Source organism: Streptococcus mitis, from assembly GCF_047464035.1.
In the GTDB taxonomy this organism is placed as follows: domain Bacteria; phylum Bacillota; class Bacilli; order Lactobacillales; family Streptococcaceae; genus Streptococcus; species Streptococcus mitis_DX.
The window spans coordinates 73647-91817 of record NZ_JASHCQ010000004.1 but is presented as its reverse complement, the minus strand read 5'-3'; the positions used below and the strand labels follow the sequence as shown (position 1 = coordinate 91817).

Annotated in this window: 12 protein-coding genes and 1 tRNA gene; all 13 read left to right on the top strand. The window is 39.9% G+C overall.

Going from position 1 to position 18171, the window contains the following annotated elements:
• The first annotated feature begins 250 nt into the window (after positions 1–250).
• The 13 genes from topA (at position 251) to QM818_RS02590 (ending at position 17942) form a co-directional block, all read left to right on the top strand.
• Complete coding sequence (topA, locus tag QM818_RS02650) at positions 251–2338, top strand: type I DNA topoisomerase (RefSeq protein ID WP_414299882.1); 2088 nt, start codon at positions 251–253, stop codon at positions 2336–2338.
• A gap of 105 nt (positions 2339–2443) precedes the next feature.
• Entirely contained in the window at positions 2444–2803 is a 360-nt protein-coding gene (locus QM818_RS02645; protein WP_119919762.1) for a YbaN family protein, read from the top strand.
• Between the two features lie 90 nt (positions 2804–2893).
• A complete protein-coding gene (locus QM818_RS02640; protein WP_414299881.1) occupies positions 2894–3526 on the top strand; it encodes a copper homeostasis protein CutC in 633 nt (210 codons plus the stop codon).
• 42 nt (positions 3527–3568) lie between these two features.
• A complete protein-coding gene (locus QM818_RS02635; RefSeq protein WP_414299880.1) occupies positions 3569–4225 on the top strand; it encodes an MmcQ/YjbR family DNA-binding protein in 657 nt (218 codons plus the stop codon).
• 313 nt (positions 4226–4538) lie between these two features.
• Positions 4539–6101 (top strand): 2-isopropylmalate synthase, encoded by a 1563-nt coding sequence (locus QM818_RS02630; RefSeq protein WP_261061709.1) that lies wholly within the window; start codon positions 4539–4541, stop codon positions 6099–6101.
• Between the two features lie 11 nt (positions 6102–6112).
• Entirely contained in the window at positions 6113–7150 is a 1038-nt protein-coding gene (gene leuB / locus QM818_RS02625) for a 3-isopropylmalate dehydrogenase (protein ID WP_414299879.1), read from the top strand.
• Positions 7147–7416, top strand: coding sequence for a DUF1294 domain-containing protein (locus QM818_RS02620; protein ID WP_000762433.1), 270 nt, complete (start codon positions 7147–7149; stop codon positions 7414–7416). Before leuB ends, QM818_RS02620 begins: the two co-directional genes overlap by 4 nt.
• Positions 7417–7419: 3 nt before the next feature.
• Positions 7420–8802 (top strand): 3-isopropylmalate dehydratase large subunit, encoded by a 1383-nt coding sequence (leuC, locus tag QM818_RS02615; RefSeq protein WP_000907579.1) that lies wholly within the window; start codon positions 7420–7422, stop codon positions 8800–8802.
• Between the two features lie 9 nt (positions 8803–8811).
• Positions 8812–9405, top strand: coding sequence for a 3-isopropylmalate dehydratase small subunit (gene leuD, locus QM818_RS02610; protein ID WP_414299878.1), 594 nt, complete (start codon positions 8812–8814; stop codon positions 9403–9405).
• A gap of 24 nt (positions 9406–9429) precedes the next feature.
• Positions 9430–10209 (top strand): L-threonylcarbamoyladenylate synthase, encoded by a 780-nt coding sequence (locus QM818_RS02605; RefSeq protein ID WP_261100854.1) that lies wholly within the window; start codon positions 9430–9432, stop codon positions 10207–10209.
• 198 nt (positions 10210–10407) lie between these two features.
• Positions 10408–11394 (top strand): GMP reductase, encoded by a 987-nt coding sequence (locus QM818_RS02600; RefSeq protein ID WP_049546505.1) that lies wholly within the window; start codon positions 10408–10410, stop codon positions 11392–11394.
• A 66-nt stretch (positions 11395–11460) separates the two neighbouring features.
• A tRNA-Arg gene (locus QM818_RS02595) sits at positions 11461–11532 on the top strand.
• Positions 11533–11822: 290 nt separating this feature from the next.
• Entirely contained in the window at positions 11823–17942 is a 6120-nt protein-coding gene (locus QM818_RS02590) for a MucBP domain-containing protein (RefSeq protein ID WP_474104533.1), read from the top strand.
• Positions 17943–18171 lie beyond the last annotated feature (229 nt).

Here is an 18171-nt window from a genome sequence, read left to right as displayed (position 1 = left end):
TCAAACCACGTCAGCTTCACCTTGCCGTAGGTATGGTTACTGACTTCGTCAGTTTCATCTGCAACCTCAAAGCAGTGCTTTGAGCAACCTGCGGTAAGTTTCCTAGTTTGCTCTTTAATTTTCATTGAGTATAAGAAGAAAGTCCGCTTACTAGATAAACTTTTCTTCTATTATAGTAGCTAAGTCTTGACAGTTATGGCAAAATGGTTTACACTTTATAAAGTTTATTACTTTGAAAAGGTGTGATACTGTGGCTACGGCAACAAAAAAGAAAAAATCAACAGCTAAAAAAAATCTAGTAATCGTGGAGTCGCCTGCTAAGGCCAAAACGATTGAGAAATATCTAGGCAGAAACTACAAGGTTTTAGCCAGTGTCGGCCATATCCGTGATTTGAAGAAATCCAGTATGTCAGTCGATATTGAAAATAATTATGAACCGCAATATATCAATATCCGAGGAAAAGGACCTCTTATCAATGACTTGAAAAAAGAAGCCAAAAAAGCTAATAAAGTCTTTCTGGCGAGTGACCCGGACCGTGAAGGAGAAGCGATTTCTTGGCATTTGGCCCATATTCTCAACTTGGATGAAAATGATGCCAACCGTGTGGTCTTCAATGAAATCACCAAGGATGCGGTCAAAAATGCTTTCAAAGAGCCACGCAAGATTGATATGGACTTGGTTGATGCCCAACAGGCACGCCGTGTCTTGGACCGCTTGGTAGGCTATTCGATTTCGCCTATTTTGTGGAAGAAGGTCAAGAAGGGCTTATCAGCAGGGCGCGTCCAGTCCATTGCCCTTAAACTCATCATTGACCGTGAAAATGAAATCAATGCTTTCCAGCCAGAAGAATACTGGACAATTGATGGCGTCTTTAAAAAGGGAACCAAGCAATTTCAGGCTTCCTTCTATGGAGTAGACGGCAAAAAGCTGAAACTGACTAGCAATGATGAGGTCAAGGAAGTCTTGTCTCGTCTGACTAGTAAAGACTTTTCAGTGGATCAGGTGGATAAGAAAGAGCGCAAACGCAATGCTCCATTACCTTATACTACTTCATCTATGCAGATGGATGCTGCCAATAAAATCAATTTCCGTACTCGAAAGACCATGATGGTTGCCCAACAGCTCTATGAAGGGATTAATATTGGTTCTGGTGTCCAAGGTTTGATTACTTATATGCGTACTGATTCGACCCGTATCAGTCCTGTAGCCCAAAATGAAGCTGCAAGTTTCATTACGGATCGTTTTGGTAGCAAGTATTCTAAGCATGGTAGCAAGGTTAAAAATGCTTCAGGTGCTCAGGATGCCCATGAGGCTATTCGCCCGTCTAGCGTTTTTAATACACCTGAAAGTATTGCTAAGTATCTGGACAAGGATCAGCTCAAGCTTTATACTCTTATCTGGAATCGTTTTGTAGCGAGCCAGATGACAGCTGCTGTCTTTGATACCATGGCTGTAAAATTGTCTCAAAATGGGGTTCAATTTGCTGCTAATGGTAGTCAGGTTAAGTTTGATGGTTATCTTGCCATTTATAATGATTCTGATAAGAATAAGATGTTACCAGACATGGCTGTTGGAGATGTGGTTAAGCAGGTTAATAGCAAACCAGAGCAACATTTCACTCAACCGCCTGCTCGTTATTCTGAAGCGACACTGATCAAGACCTTGGAGGAAAATGGGGTTGGTCGTCCGTCAACCTACGCACCAACCATTGAAACCATTCAGAAACGTTATTATGTTCGCCTTGCAGCCAAACGATTTGAACCGACAGAGTTGGGAGAAATTGTTAACAAGCTCATCGTTGAATATTTCCCAGATATCGTAAACGTAACCTTCACAGCCGAAATGGAAGGTAAACTGGATGATGTCGAAGTGGGAAAAGAGCAGTGGCAACGTGTCATTGATGCCTTTTACAAACCATTCTCTAAAGAGGTCTCTAAGGCTGAAGAAGAAATGGAGAAAATCCAAATCAAGGATGAACCAGCTGGATTTGACTGTGAAGTGTGTGGTAGTCCAATGGTCATTAAACTTGGTCGTTTTGGTAAGTTCTACGCTTGTAGCAATTTCCCAGATTGCCGTCATACCCAAGCAATCGTGAAAGAGATTGGTGTAGAGTGTCCAAGTTGTCATCAAGGACAAATCATTGAGCGTAAAACCAAGCGTAACCGCCTCTTCTATGGTTGCAATCGCTATCCAGAATGTGAATTTACCTCTTGGGACAAGCCTGTTGGTCGTGAATGTCCAAAATGTGGCAACTTCCTCATGGAGAAAAAAGTCCGTGGTGGTGGCAAGCAGGTTGTTTGTAGTAATGGCGACTACGAAGAAGAAAAGATTAAATAAGAGGAGAGTCCTGAAAGTGAATTTCAGGCTCTTTTTGGTTGGAACTTGACAAAATTCATCATTGTATGCGAAACTAGAAGAAGATTATTTTAATTAGGAGAAGTTATGCGTCTTATCTATCTTATTATTGGTTTTTTATCACTAGCCTTGGCTATTGTTGGGGTTGTTTTACCCTTGTTGCCTACAACACCTTTTCTTTTACTGTCTATTGCTTGTTTCTCAAGAAGTTCCAAGCGTTTCGAAGACTGGCTTTATCATACCAAGCTCTATCAGAGCTATGTAGCTGATTTTCGCGAGACCAAGTCCATTGCGCGTGAACGTAAGAAAAAAATCATCGTATCTATCTACATCTTGATGGGAATTTCTATTTATTTTGCCCCTCTCTTACCAGTCAAAATCGGTCTGGGAGCTTTGACCATCTTTATCACTTATTATCTCTTCAAGGTTATTCCGGACAAAGAATAAAAAATAGTAGCAATTTTCCTTGATATAAATGAAAGCATATTTACAACAATATGATATAATAAATTTAAAGTAATATTCAAGGAGAATCAAATGATTTACGAATTTTGTGCTGAAAATGTGACCTTGCTTGAAAAAGCGATGCAGGCTGGAGCTCGTCGAATCGAACTCTGTGATAATCTTGCAGTTGGTGGGACAACACCCAGCTATGGAGTGACTAAGGCAGCGGTTGAACTGGCAGTTAACTACGATACAACCATCATGACTATGATTCGTCCACGTGGTGGTGACTTTGTTTATAATAATCTTGAAATAGTAATCATGCTAGAAGACATTCGTTTAACTGCTCAGGCTGGAAGTCAAGGAGTTGTATTTGGAGCTTTAACTGCTGATAAGAAGTTGGATAAACCTAATCTTGAAAAGTTAATTACTGCATCAAAAGGAATGGAAATTGTCTTCCACATGGCCTTTGATGAATTGAGTGATGATGATCAACTGGAAGCTATTGACTGGCTCAGCCAAGCTGGAGTAACTCGTATCCTAACTCGCGCTGGTGTGTCTGGAGATTCGCTAGAGAAACGCTTTGCTCACTATCACAGAATTTTAGAGCATGCTAAAGGTAAAATTGAAATTCTACCTGGTGGGGGAATTGACCTTGACAACCGTCAAACCTTTATCGATCAGCTAGGTGTGACACAATTGCATGGAACCAAGGTTGTCTTTTAAAAAATAGAAAGGAACTGCTGCTTAGGGTAGCAGTTTTCACTTATGTTTGAAATTTTTAAATCCTATCAATTTAATAAAGAAAAGGCTCATGTTTATGGTTTTGTAGAAAATAGGGGAGTTTGGACCTATAGTTGCCAGATTTTGCAAGGTGACTTTGTCATGACTGTGTCCATTACTGCTGATAATGTGAGCTTTCAAGTCTTTGACCAGGAAACCGGTGACCTCTATCCACAAGTCCATATGGAAAGCATGAGGGGAAGTTTTGTCGGAAATGTCCGTGAGGCTTGTCTAGAGATTCTTTACCAGATTCGGAAGGCTTGTTTTGAGGTACAAGATTTTATTTGTCCTCAGACTAAGAGTATCATGGCTCAAGTTCAGGAAAAGTATGGTAATCAGTTGGAGTATTTGTGGGAGAAATCGCCTGATACGGCAGTCTTAAGACATGAAGGCAATCAAAAGTGGTATGCCGTCTTGATGAAAATCTCTTGGGATAAGTTGGAAAAGGGAAGAGAAGGTCAAGTGGAAGCAGTCAATCTCAAACATGACCAAGTAGCTGATTTGCTTTCAAAAAAGGGCATTTATCCAGCTTTTCATATGAATAAACGCTACTGGATTAGTGTGGCGCTTGATGATACTTTATCAGATGAAGAAGTACTGGAATTGATAGAAAAAAGTTGGAACTTAACCACTAAAAAATGAAACATTTCAAGATTTTTCAAGAACTTTCAATTAGCAAAATATTCTTTACTGAAGAAATTTTCAGAAAATATTGGATTTTTTCTTGACAAGTACTTTTGCCTATGCTAAAATACTAAACAAGATATCAAACGAAGGAGAAAGTCAAATATGAAAACAGCTAAGTTTAATCAATTCGCTTTGTTGTTGAGGTACTCGGGCTAGTGCAAAAAGCATTAGTCCTGTTTGGCTTACCAAGCGGGAGTGAATCAACATCTCGCTTGGACTTCTAAGCGAGATGTTTTTTTAAAACCACATTTGGAAAAGGGGAAATCTTATGAGAACAGTTGAATTTCTAGATACCAGCCTTCGGGATGGAGAACAGACACCAGGTGTTAACTTTTCAATCAAGGAAAAAATTGCCATAGCAAGACAGCTGGAGAAATGGGGTATTTCAGCCATCGAAGCTGGTTTTCCAGCGGCTAGCCCAGACTCATTTACGGCAGTGCAGGAGATTGCTAAGGTCTTGAAGAAAACGGCGGTGACTGGTTTGGCACGTTCGGTCAAGTCTGATATTGATGCTTGTTATGAGGCCCTCAAGGACGCCAAGTATCCACAAGTTCACGTTTTTATTGCTACAAGTCCGATTCATCGTAAGTATAAGCTCAATAAGAGCAAGGAAGAGATTTTGGAAGCAATTAGTGAGCATGTTTCCTATGCCTGTTCTAAGTTTGAGGTTGTCGAGTTCTCTCCAGAGGATGCGACCAGAACAGAGTTGGATTTCCTCTTGCAAGTTGTTCAAACAGCGGTTGATGCAGGGGCGTCTTATATCAATATCCCTGATACGGTAGGATTTACCACACCAGAGGAATACGGTGCTATCTTCAAATACTTGATTGAGAATGTCAAGACAGATCGTCAGATTATCTATTCACCACACTGTCATGATGACCTCGGAATGGCAGTAGCTAATAGCCTTGCTGCTGTTAAGAATGGGGCAGGACGGGTCGAAGGAACCATCAATGGTATCGGGGAGCGAGCTGGAAATGCTGCTTTAGAAGAAATAGCAGTTGCGCTCAATATTCGCCAAGATTACTATCAAGCAGAAACTAGTATTGTTTTAAATGAAACCATCAATACGTCAGAAATGGTTTCTCGCTTCTCTGGTATTCCAGTTCCTAAAAACAAGGCTGTGGTTGGTGGTAATGCCTTTTCTCACGAATCTGGTATTCACCAAGATGGAGTCCTTAAAAATCCTCTTACCTATGAAATCATCACTCCTGAATTGGTCGGTGTCAAGAGTAATAGCCTTCCGCTTGGAAAATTATCTGGACGTCATGCTTTTGTTGAGAAACTGAGAGAATTGGCCCTAGATTTTACAGAAGAGGATATCAAACCACTTTTTGCTAAGTTCAAGGCGCTGGCTGATAAAAAGCAAGAAATCACAGATGCAGATATTCGTGCTCTGGTAGCTGGAACCATGGTTGAAAATCCAGAAGGTTTCCACTTTGATGATTTACAACTTCAAACTCATGCAGATAATGACATTGAAGCACTCGTTAGCCTAGCCAATATGGATGGTGAGAAAGTCGAGTTCAATGCGACAGGACAAGGCTCTGTTGAAGCTATATTTAACGCTATCGATAAGTTCTTTAACCAATCCGTTCGTTTGGTGTCCTATACTATTGACGCTGTGACGGATGGAATTGATGCTCAAGCTCGGGTCTTAGTCACTGTTGAAAACAGAGATACGGAAACCATCTTTAACGCAGCAGGGCTTGATTTCGATGTACTGAAAGCATCTGCTATTGCCTACATCAATGCTAATACCTTTGTTCAAAAAGAGAATGCTGGTGAGATGGGACGCAGTGTTTCTTACCGCGATATGCCTAGTGTGTAAAGGAGAAGCCTATGACAAAGAAAATAGTAGCTCTAGCAGGGGACGGAATCGGCCCAGAAATCATGGAGGCTAGTTTAGAGGTTCTGGAAGCTCTAGCTGAAAAAACAGGTTTTGACTATGAGATTGATAGACGACCTTTTGGAGGTGCAGGTATCGATGCAGCAGGGCATCCCTTACCTGATGAAACTCTCAAGGCATGTCGTGAAGCAGATGCCATTCTCCTAGCGGCTATCGGTAGTCCCCAGTATGATAGTGCAACGGTTCGGCCTGAACAAGGCTTGCTAGCTCTCCGTAAGGAACTCAATCTCTATGCTAATATTCGCCCTGTTAAGATTTTTGAGAGTCTCAAGCATTTGTCACCACTAAAATCAGAACGAATTGCTGGGGTGGACTTTGTCGTTGTGCGGGAGTTGACAGGCGGGATTTACTTTGGGGATCATATTCTTGAAGAAAGAAAAGCGCGTGATATTAACGACTATAGCTATGAGGAAGTGGAGCGGATTATTCGCAAAGCCTTTGAAATCGCAAGAAGTCGGAGAAAAATCCTTACCAGTATTGATAAGCAAAACGTGTTGGCAACATCAAAACTCTGGCGGAAAGTAGCTGAGAAGGTCGCAAAGGATTTCCAAGATGTGACCTTGGAACACCAGCTAGTCGACTCAGCTTCCATGCTTATGATTACTAATCCTGCTAAGTTTGATGTCATCGTGACGGAGAATCTTTTCGGAGATATTCTATCTGATGAATCAAGCGTTCTATCTGGCACACTTGGGGTTATGCCATCAGCCAGTCATTCTGAAAATGGACCAAGTCTCTATGAACCTATTCACGGTTCAGCACCTGATATTGCAGGTCAAGGAATTGCCAATCCTATTTCCATGATTTTATCAGTGGCCATGATGCTGAGAGACAGCTTTGGACGTTATGAGGATGCAGAGCGTGTCGAGCGTGCTGTTGAGGCAAGTTTGGCAGCTGGTACATTAACGAGAGATATAGGAGGACAGGCTTCGACCAAGGAAATGACGGAAGCTATTATCGCAAGGTTATGAAGTTAGACGAAAAAATTACTCTAGTCCTTTTGATTTGGAATGTCATCATTTTCTTGATTTATGGCATTGACAAATCCAAGGCGAGGAGAAGAGCTTGGCGCATCCCTGAGAAAATCTTACTTATTTTAGCCTTTACTTGTGGTGGTTTTGGTGCTTGGTTAGCAGGAATCATCTTTCATCACAAGACTCGAAAATGGTACTTTAAAACAGTTTGGTTTCTTGGGATGGTGACCACACTAGTAGCCTTATATTTTATTTGGAGGTAATGGATGGCAGGAAAATCGATTTTTGATAAATTGTGGGACCGTCATGTCATCACAGGAGAAGAGGGGCAACCCCAACTCATGTATGTGGACCAGCACTATATTCATGAAGTGACCAGCCCTCAGGCATTTCAAGGATTACGAGACGCAGGTCGTAGATTGAGACGACCAGACTTGACATTTGGAACCTTTGACCACAATGTCCCGACAGTCAATATCTACGATATTCGAGATGTGATTTCTAAGGTACAAATTGATAAGCTTGCTGAAAATGTTGAGGAATTTGGGATCGAACATGCTGCCCACGGTTCTGAAAAGCAAGGAATCGTTCACATGGTTGGTCCAGAAACAGGAAGAACTCAACCAGGGAAATTCATCGTCTGTGGGGATAGCCATACAGCAACCCACGGGGCTTTCGGAGCGATCGCTTTTGGAATTGGGACCAGTGAGGTCGAACATGTCTTTGCGACACAGACCCTCTGGCAGGTCAAACCCAAGAAAATGCTGGTGGAATTCACTGGTGTTCCTCAAAAAGGAGTTTATTCCAAGGATTTCATTTTAGCTTTGATTGCCAAGTACGGCGTTGCTTGCGGCGTTGGCTACGTGGTGGAATATCGTGGACAAGCTATTGATGCACTGAGCATGGAAGAACGAATGACCATCTGCAATATGTCCATCGAGTTTGGATCCAAGATGGGAATCATGAATCCAGATCAAACCACCTATGATTATCTCAAAGGACGGGAATGTGTTCCAGAGGACTTTGAAGAGGCTGTGGCAGATTGGAAGACCCTTGTCAGTGATGAGAATGTCGTTTACGATAAGGTTATCCAGATGGATGTTTCAGACTTGGCTCCTATGGTGACCTGGGGAACCAACCCTGCTATGGGGGTTGACTTTGACAGTAGATTCCCAGAAATTAAGGATATGAATGATGAGCGAGCCTACAATTACATGGACTTGGAGCCTGGTCAAAAGCCAGCTGATATTGAACTAGGCTATATCTTTATCGGTTCTTGTACTAATGCTCGTCTCAGCGACTTGCAACTGGCTGCGCGATTTGTTAAAGGGAAGAAGATTGCTCCTAACTTAACGGCTATCGTAGTCCCAGGCTCTCGTCCTGTCAAACGAGCTGCTGAGAAGTTGGGCTTGGACAAGGTTTTCCTAGACGCTGGTTTTGAGTGGAGAGATCCAGGTTGTTCTATGTGCCTAGGGATGAATCCAGACAAGGTCCCTGATGGTGTTCACTGCGCCTCAACCAGCAATCGAAACTTTGAAGACAGACAAGGCTTTGGCGCTAAGACTCATCTCTGTAGTCCAGCTATGGCAGCTGCGGCAGCTATTGCAGGGCGTTTCGTAGATGTTCGGCAAATGCCAGAAGCCCAGTAAGGAGAGGATATGGAGAAATTTACAGTTTATACGGGAACGACCGTTCCTCTCATGAATGATAATATCGACACCGACCAAATCCTACCCAAGCAGTTTCTCAAGTTGATTGATAAAAAAGGCTTTGGTAAGTACCTCATGTATGCTTGGCGTTATCTGGACGACAAGTATACTGAGGATCCTGACTTTGTCTTTAATCAGCCTGAATATCGTAAAGCCAGTATTCTTATCTCAGGGGATAACTTTGGGGCAGGTTCTTCGAGGGAACATGCAGCTTGGGCTCTAGCGGACTATGGTTTTAAGGTCGTGATTGCAGGGTCTTTTGGGGACATTCATTACAATAATGAACTCAATAATGGCATGTTACCAATTGTTCAGCCTAGAGAGATTAGAGAGAAACTAGCTCAGCTCAAACCGACTGACCAGGTAACTGTGGACTTGGAACAACAGAAAATCATTTCCCCAGTTGGAGAATTCACTTTCGAAATCGATAGCGAATGGAAACACAAGCTCTTAAATGGTTTGGATGATATTGGAATTACCTTGCAGTATGAAGACTTGATTTCTGCTTATGAAAAACAACGACCAGCCTACTGGCAGGATTAGAAAAATAGAAAAGGAAATAGAACTATGACAAAACACATTCAATGGAACGGAACACTTTCACAAGAAGGATATGACATTTTAAAAGGTGAGGGCGGATGTATCGTTTGTCCTACAAAAGTTGGTTACATCATCATGACTAGTGACAAGGCTGGTCTTGAACGTAAGTTTGAAGCCAAAGAACGTAACCGTAACAAACCAGGTGTTGTTCTCTGCGGTAGCATGGATGAGCTTCGCGCTTTAGCACAACTTAACCCAGAAATTGAAGCCTTTTACCAAAAACATTGGGATGAAGATATTCTTCTTGGTTGTATCCTTCCATGGAAACCAGAAGCCTTTGAAAAACTCAAAGCATACGGTGATGCCCGTGAAGAACTGATGACGGACGTTCGTGGTACTAGCTGTTTCGTTATCAAGTTTGGGAAAGCTGGTGAACAATTGGCTGCCAAACTTTGGGAAGAAGGCAAGATGGTATACGCCTCATCTGCAAATCCATCTGGAAAAGGAAACCGTGGTAAGGTAGAAGGTATCGGAGAACGCATCGAAGGAGCAGTTGACCTTGTTATCGAGGCAGACGACTATGTGGCATCCATTCAACCTGACAAAACAATTGAAACTCGCTACGAACAAGGTGTGATGGTCTCTATGGTCGATAAAGACGGCAAACTTATCCCAGAACAAGGAGGAGCACGTTCAACTTCACCAGCTCCAGTGGTTATCCGTAAAGGGCTTGACATTGATAAGATCATGATGCACCTGTCAGATACCTTTAACTCATGGGACTACCGTCAGGGCGAGTATTATTAGGATAGAGAAGAAGTGGGGAGACAATAATCTCTCCTCTTTCTTTTTTATTATCACAAAAAACCCGAACATTATATTTTAATTTATAAAATTATTTGACAAAAACTGTACTTTGATTTATAATTAATTAAGGAAACGTCGGAAAAGACGTAGTGATGCGAGAGCATAGGTAGGTCATTACAAAAGAAACGAGACATCGATATGTTAAATGAATTTCCAATTTTCGATTACGAAGATATTCAATTGATTCCAAATAAATGTGTGATTAAAAGCCGTGCAGAAGCGGACACAAGTGTCACTCTAGGAAAGCACACCTTTAAACTACCTGTTGTGCCAGCTAATATGCAGACGATTTTGGATGAAAATGTAGCAGAGCAACTGGCTAAAGGTGGTTACTTCTACATTATGCATCGTTTTGATGAAGCAGGACGCATTCCCTTTATTAAACGCATGCATGATCAAGGGCTCATTGCTTCTATCTCTGTCGGTGTTAAGGATTATGAGTATGATTTTGTCAGCCAGCTCAAGGCTGATGCTCCTGAATACATCACGATTGACATTGCCCATGGTCATGCGGATAGCGTGATTTCTATGATTCAACACATCAAGAAAGAATTGCCAGATACTTTTGTCATTGCTGGAAATGTGGGAACGCCAGAAGCTGTGCGTGAACTTGAAAATGCTGGTGCGGATGCCACTAAGGTCGGAATTGGTCCTGGTAAGGTTTGTATCACCAAGGTCAAGACAGGTTTTGGTACAGGTGGTTGGCAGTTGGCTGCTCTACGCTGGTGTGCCAAGGCTGCGCGTAAACCGATTATTGCTGATGGAGGAATTCGTACTCACGGTGATATTGCTAAGTCTATTCGTTTCGGTGCTAGTATGGTCATGATTGGTTCTCTCTTTGCAGGACATATTGAAAGTCCAGGGAAAACGATTGAAGTCGATGGTGAACAATTCAAAGAATACTACGGTTCAGCTTCACAATATCAAAAAGGTGCTTACAAAAATGTGGAAGGCAAACGTATCTTGCTTCCTGCTAAAGGTCATCTGCAAGACACTTTAACTGAGATGGAACAAGACCTTCAAAGTGCTATTTCTTATGCAGGTGGACGTCAGGTTGCTGACCTTAAACACGTTGATTATGTGATTGTGAAAAACTCTATCTGGAATGGGGATGCTTCTCACTAAGACGGGCTATCCGGCTAGAAAAAAACTTGTTATTAGAGCAAATTTCTGTTATAATAAAACAAGTTTCCACCCTTAGTGTAATGGATATCACGTAAGATTCCGGTTCTTGAGATGGGGGTTCGATTCCCTCAGGGTGGATGTAAATAGCTCAGGAGTCTGAGTAGAAATATAAAAGATAAAGACGCATTATATCATGTCTAGACAAGAAGACCTTGATATGATGTGTTTTATGTTTTTATATTCGATAAATTATTTAACAGCCCTCTTTCTGATATTATACGTTAGAGGCAGTAATATACATAAGAAATAAAATATTTCGGGTGTCAAACTTGTCTAATTATGAGCAAAATGATATACTAAAATCAATAACCTGTTTTTCTTTCTCATTTAGTTACTCAGGTTAATATATATATATATAGGAGTTTAAAATTTTGTCAAATAAAAAAGAAATTTTTTCTATTCGTAAATTAAAAAATGGTCGTTCAGACTCAGTAAAAATAGGTACTCTCGGACTCATTATGGGTGCTGCTATCGCTTTGTCTGTCAACACTCAGTCTGTAGAAGCTGCTATTATCGATAACAAAGATGGAACTACTACTATATTAAATAGCAAGGGTTCTATCAAAGTAGATACAGCACATGTGGAATTTAATAGTGATAATTATGAGGATGATTCAAAATATTTTGATCGTAATCCAAAACCGAATGAAACAGGTACAGATAAAATTACTAAAACAGGTAAGGTAGACTACAAGTATGTATCAACTGATGGGACTGTTTTAGAAGAAGATAAAAATCAAGATGCAGGCTTTGAAAAACAAATTTCGGTAGATTATGAAGTATACGGACCATATGGAAAAGTCTTCAAATCATTAAAAGGTAACGAAATTACCGATACTGATTTAACCAAGGCAAAAGAGCACGGTGCCGCAGGAAAAGATACTATTGAAAAAAATAATACGATCTATCATAAGATTGGGGATCCAACTGTAGAAATCACAGGTGATGGAGGGGGGACATACTCTGACTCTACTCTTGGAAATGTGACTGCAAAACTAACTTCTGAAGGTCTTGTTCAAAATGATGGGAAAATTAACCACAGTGGGGTTAAACCAGGAGGTCGTACCTGGATTGTCGAAGAAACTGGTAAGGGGACTTACGACAAATATGTAGTAGCCGATACACCAGCCACTACATCTGATAACTGGCTAGAAGATACATTCAAGGCGGGAGAAGCCACAGCAAAAGAATATACTTCTACGAATATCGCTACAGATGGTGGTATCAAGGAAGGAGATTATGTCTTCGTATTAGAAAAAAATACATATGTATCAGCTAGTCGGAATAACATTTCCTATACATCGGTTTATCATATGGAAATTCCTGAAGATATAAATGATATTAAGGGATTTCATAGCTATATTTCGCAGCACAAAGATAATCCAGATACTGTTACTATCCCAGAAACGAAAACCCTTTTAAATAACTATTTGAAATATTTAAAAAGGTATAACTTAGAAGATACTGAAGACAATTTTAAGAGTTTTTTTGTTCTAGGAGACGAATACGAGTACGTCAGAAAGATGGCTGATAACATATTTAGAAGTCGCACTCTCGATTCCGAAAAACGCCCTGTAGATGATGTTGCATTCAGCGGTGATCAGGTTAACTTTCAAGAGTTATCCATTGGAGGTGGCTATTTCTCCACAAATGCAGTCGTTAACCATGGTTATTATGAAAGCTATAGTTATAAGACGGAATATACTCCTCTTAGAGCTTACCGTTTAGGTAGTGGACGTACTACGATTACCTATACTTATAGTCCTGAAAAAACTAGTAGAGTTGAAAAGAAAGGCTCGGTTACTGTACATTATCAAACAGAAGACGGGACAACTCTTAAAGATTCATATAAGGATACTGTAGATGCGGTAGTAGAAGTTGAAACAAAAACTTACTATCTTGATGCGAATAATCAAGAAGTAGTTGTTAATACAAGCAAAAATACAGAAAACGTTACATACAATACGAAAGAAAACGATACTGAAAAGCCTCAAAGATTAGAAGCGAATGGTTCTGTTTACTATATAAAAGAGAATGGAACAAAAACTACGGTAAATGGTGTTCCCCAAACTTCACCAGCAGAAGAAGGTCCTGTTGTAGAAGGTACAACAGAAGTAACCTATGTCTATGAAAAAGCTGGATCAGTCCTTGTTCACTATGTTGATACAAAAGGCAATCCTCTCCAAGGAACCAATGAAAATCAACAACCAGTGACTCCAACAGTTACGGATACTGATAATGCCAAAGCCGGAACTGACTACGATACAAGAGATCAAAAACCAACAAGCATTACTACAGCAGATGGTAAAGTATATAAACTGGTTTCTCAAAGTACTAGAGGGAATGAAACAGGCAAGGTTGTAGCAGGACAAACTCTTGAAGTCACTTATGTTTACCAAGAAGCTAAAGGGAATGTTCTAGTTAAATACGTAGATGAAAAAGGAACTCCATTAGCAGGAACAGCTTCAATGCCTGGAAATACAACTGAAGCAGTAACAGCAGACGGAGTAAAAGCAGTCACTGAAGCAGAGTTAGGCACAAGTTATGATAATAAAGTAGCTGAGAAAAAAGCTACTAAGATTACAACAGCAGATGGAAAAGTATATGAACTTGTAAAAGAAAATAATGGATTATACAATACATCAGCGCCAGAAACAGGAACAGTAACAGAAGCTGATAAAGTAGTAACATTCGTCTACAAAGAGAAAAAATCAGCAGTAAATGTGAAGTATGTTGATAAAGCTGGACAACCAATCGCTGGAACAGCAACAATGCCTAATAATTCAACTGAAGAAGTAACAGTTGATGGATTAAAACCTGTAACAGATGCAAGTGTAAATTCTGACTATGATGTTACTAGTAAAAAAGCATCTAAGATTACCACAGCAGATGGAAAAGTTTATCGACTAATTGCTGATAGAGATGGTTTACAAGCAGGATCTAAACCAGCAGCTGGTACAGTAGAAGAGAACGAAATCACTGTAACTTATCAGTATGAGTTACTAGGAAGTGTAGTGACTAAATATGAATTATCAGATGGTACGAAATTAACAGGTGTATTAACATTTGATGATGCTACAACTCCAACTACAGTAGAAGACAAAGGTTTAGCTGTTGCCAATGCGACAGATGTATCAAATGGTACCAATTATGATGCAAGCACTCCAGCTAATAAGCCGAACAAGATTACAACAGCAACTGGAGAAGTATACTACTTAACAACTTCAAATGACGGAGTAAAAGCAGATTCAGCACCAGTTACTGGAACAGTAGAAGAAGGTAAAACAAAAGAAGTTACTTATGTCTACGAAAAAGCCGGTTCAGTAGTCATCAAATACATTAATACAGACGGTACTGAAATTAAAACATCTGTACAAGATTCTACAAATGTTAAAGCAGGAACAGCATATAACGCAGCTGAAAATGATGAAAAACCAGCAACAATTGAATTTAACAACACGAAATATAAACTAGTTACCAAAGCAGGTACTACTACAACTAATGCAACTTACTCTGCCGAAGCAGTCGTAACAAACGGAGAAAACGTTGGAACTGTGGAAGGGCAAGTAGTAGCAGGAAAAACACTTGAAGTAACATATGTTTATACAGAAGTAACTGGAGACGTAGTGGTTCACTATGTTGACACAGAAGGTAATGTAATCGCTGAAGATAAAGAAGATACTAAAGGTGCTTCTCTAAACGCTAAATACGACACAACTGACAACAAGCCAGAGAAAATCGAAAAAGCCGGAATTGTTTACTACTTAACAGAAAAAGCTCTTAAAGCCGGCTCTAAACCAGAAGAAGGTCTTGTTGTAGAAGGAACTACAGAAGTAACCTATGTCTATGAAAAAGCCGGATCAGTAGTAGTTCATTATACAGATCAAGAAGGTAATCCAATATCAGGAACAGATCCAGAAGGAAATAATGTCCCTGAAACTAATAATGATACAACAGATGGTAGACCAGGAACAGAATACAACACATCTGATAACGGAATGAAACCAAACCGTATTAAAACTGCAGAAGGAAAAGTATACGAATTAGTACCTGCTTCTACAATCGGAAATGAAACTGGTAAAGTAGTAGCTGGAGATACTGTAGAAGTAACATACGTGTATAAAGAAGTAAAAGGTAACGTAGTCGTTAAGTATGAAGATACTGAAGGTAACGTAATCGCTGAAGACGAAAAAGACGAAACAGATGCTTCTCTAAACGTTAAATACGATACAACAGACCACAAAAAAGATGAAATTACTAAAGACGGTGTTAAATATTACCTAACAGCTAAAGCACTTAAAGACGGTTCTAAAGAAACTGGAGACGTAGTAGAAGGTACAACAGAAGTAACTTATGTTTACGAAAAAGCAGGACAAGTAGTCGTTAACTATCAAACAGAAGATGGAACTCCATTAGTAGGTGTTGATCCAGCTGGTGCTAATGTAGCTTCAGGTGCTAAAGATACTGTTGATGGAAGACCTGGCTCAGCATACGACACTTCTGATAATGGAATGAAACCAAACCGTATTACAACTGCAGAAGGAAAAGTATATGAACTAGTACCAGCATCAACTAAAGGTGACGAAACAGGTACAGTAGTAGCTGGAGAAACTAAAACAGTAACATACGTTTACAAAGAAGTAACTGGAGACGTAGTAGTTCACTATGTTGACACAGAAGGTAATGTAATCGCTGAAGATAAAGAAGATACTAAAGGTGCTTCTCTAAACGCTAAATACGACACAACTGACAACAAACCAGAGAAAATCGAAAAAGACGGAACTGTGTACTACTTAACAGAAAAAGCTCTTAAAGATGATTCTAAACCAGAAAACGGAGACGTAGTAGAAGGTAAAACAGAAGTAACTTACGTTTACGAAAAAGCAGGACAAGTAGTAGTTCACTATGTAGACGAAGCTGGAAATATACTTCAAGCAGACGCTGTTGATACTAAAGATGGTAAACCAAATTCAGACTACAACACATCTGATAACGGAATGAAACCAACTCGTATCACAACTGCTGAAGGAAAAGTATACAAATTGGTCGAAGCTTCAACTAAAGGAAATGAAACAGGTAAGGTTGTAGCAGGACAAACTCTTGAAGTAACATACGTTTATAAAGAAGTAACTGGAGATGTAGTAGTTCACTACGTTGACACAGCAGGTAACGTAATCGCTGAAGATAAAGAAGATACTAAAGGTGCTTCTCTGAACGCTAAATACGATACAACTGACAATAAACCAGCTACAATCACTACAAAAGATGGTAAGAAATACGCATTAGTACCAACTGCAACTAAAGGTGCTGAAAACGGAAAAGTAACAGAAGGAACAACAGAAGTTACTTACGTTTATAAAGAAGTAACTGGTGATGTAGTGGTTCACTACGTTGATACAGAAGGTAACGTAATTGCTGAAGATAAAGAAGACACTAAAGGTGCCTCTCTAAACGCTAAATACGATACAACTGACAATAAACCAGCTACAATCACTACAAAAGATGGTAAGAAATACGCATTAGTACCAACTGCAACTAAAGGTGCTGAAAACGGAAAAGTAACAGAAGGAACAACAGAAGTTACTTACGTTTATAAAGAAGTAACTGGTGATGTAGTGGTTCACTACGTTGATACAGAAGGTAACGTAATTGCTGAAGATAAAGAAGACACTAAAGGTGCCTCTCTAAACGCTAAATACGATACAACTGATAATAAACCAGAGAAAATCGAAAAATCCGGAATTGTTTACTACTTAACAGAAAAAGCTCTTAAAGACGGTTCTAAACCTGAAACAGGAGACGTAGTAGAAGGAACAACAGAAGTAACCTATGTCTATGAAAAAGCCGGTTCAGTCCTTGTTCATTATGTTGATACAGAAGGCAATCCTCTTCAAGGAACCAATGAAAATCAACAACCAGTGACTCCAACGGTTACGGATACTGATAATGCCAAAGCCGGAACTGACTACGATACAAGAGATCAAAAACCAACAAGCATAACTACAGCAGATGGTAAAGTATATAAACTGGTTCCTCAAAGTACTAAAGGTGATGAAACAGGCAAGGTTGTAGCAGGTCAAACTCTTGAAGTCACTTATGTTTACATTCTGGAAAAAGCCGTACCAGAGCCTAAGCCAGAACCAAAACCAGAGCCTAAGCCAGAACCAAAACCAGAGCCTAAGCCAGAACCAAAACCAGAGCCTAAGCCAGAACCAAAACCAGAGCCTAAACCAGAGCCTAAACCAGAGCCTAAGCCAGAACCAAAACCAGAGCCTAAACCAGAGCCTAAGCCAGAGCCTAAACCAGAGCCTAAGCCAGAACCAAAACCAGAAAATTCAAATAGTATCCAGCCAGAATCAAAGACATCAGAAGAAAAACTACCAAATACTGGTACAGAAAAAGATACTAATGGATCAACTATGGGATTACTAGCTATGGTAACAGGATTGGCATTAGGGTTATTTAAGAAAAAAGAAGAATCAGAATAATCTCAATGTTATGTTATCTATGTAATCATTCAGGGCATCTATTTAATTATTTTCAAATAGATTATTGAGCATGATTTGATTTTTAATAGCTTCTAAATAAAATATTCTATACTACTATATTTGGAATTTTTATAAGAAATTATTTTATATCGAGATTTGATGATACTGATAGAAAATTATTATTTTAAAGTAACTCTATCAGAACTTCAATTTTAAGAGATGAAAAATC

Bases quoted from the DNA above. Each gene is read 5' to 3' on its own strand.
- QM818_RS02645 (WP_119919762.1), top strand. From the start codon at position 2,444: ATGCGTCTTATCTATCTTATTATTGGTTTTTTATCACTAGCCTTGGCT.
- QM818_RS02640 (WP_414299881.1), top strand. From the start codon at position 2,894: ATGATTTACGAATTTTGTGCTGAAAATGTGACCTTGCTTGAAAAAGCG.
- QM818_RS02635 (WP_414299880.1), top strand. From the start codon at position 3,569: ATGTTTGAAATTTTTAAATCCTATCAATTTAATAAAGAAAAGGCTCAT.
- QM818_RS02630 (WP_261061709.1), top strand. From the start codon at position 4,539: ATGAGAACAGTTGAATTTCTAGATACCAGCCTTCGGGATGGAGAACAG.
- leuB (WP_414299879.1), top strand. From the start codon at position 6,113: ATGACAAAGAAAATAGTAGCTCTAGCAGGGGACGGAATCGGCCCAGAA.
- QM818_RS02620 (WP_000762433.1), top strand. From the start codon at position 7,147: ATGAAGTTAGACGAAAAAATTACTCTAGTCCTTTTGATTTGGAATGTC.
- leuC (WP_000907579.1), top strand. From the start codon at position 7,420: ATGGCAGGAAAATCGATTTTTGATAAATTGTGGGACCGTCATGTCATC.
- leuD (WP_414299878.1), top strand. From the start codon at position 8,812: ATGGAGAAATTTACAGTTTATACGGGAACGACCGTTCCTCTCATGAAT.
- QM818_RS02605 (WP_261100854.1), top strand. From the start codon at position 9,430: ATGACAAAACACATTCAATGGAACGGAACACTTTCACAAGAAGGATAT.
- QM818_RS02600 (WP_049546505.1), top strand. From the start codon at position 10,408: ATGTTAAATGAATTTCCAATTTTCGATTACGAAGATATTCAATTGATT.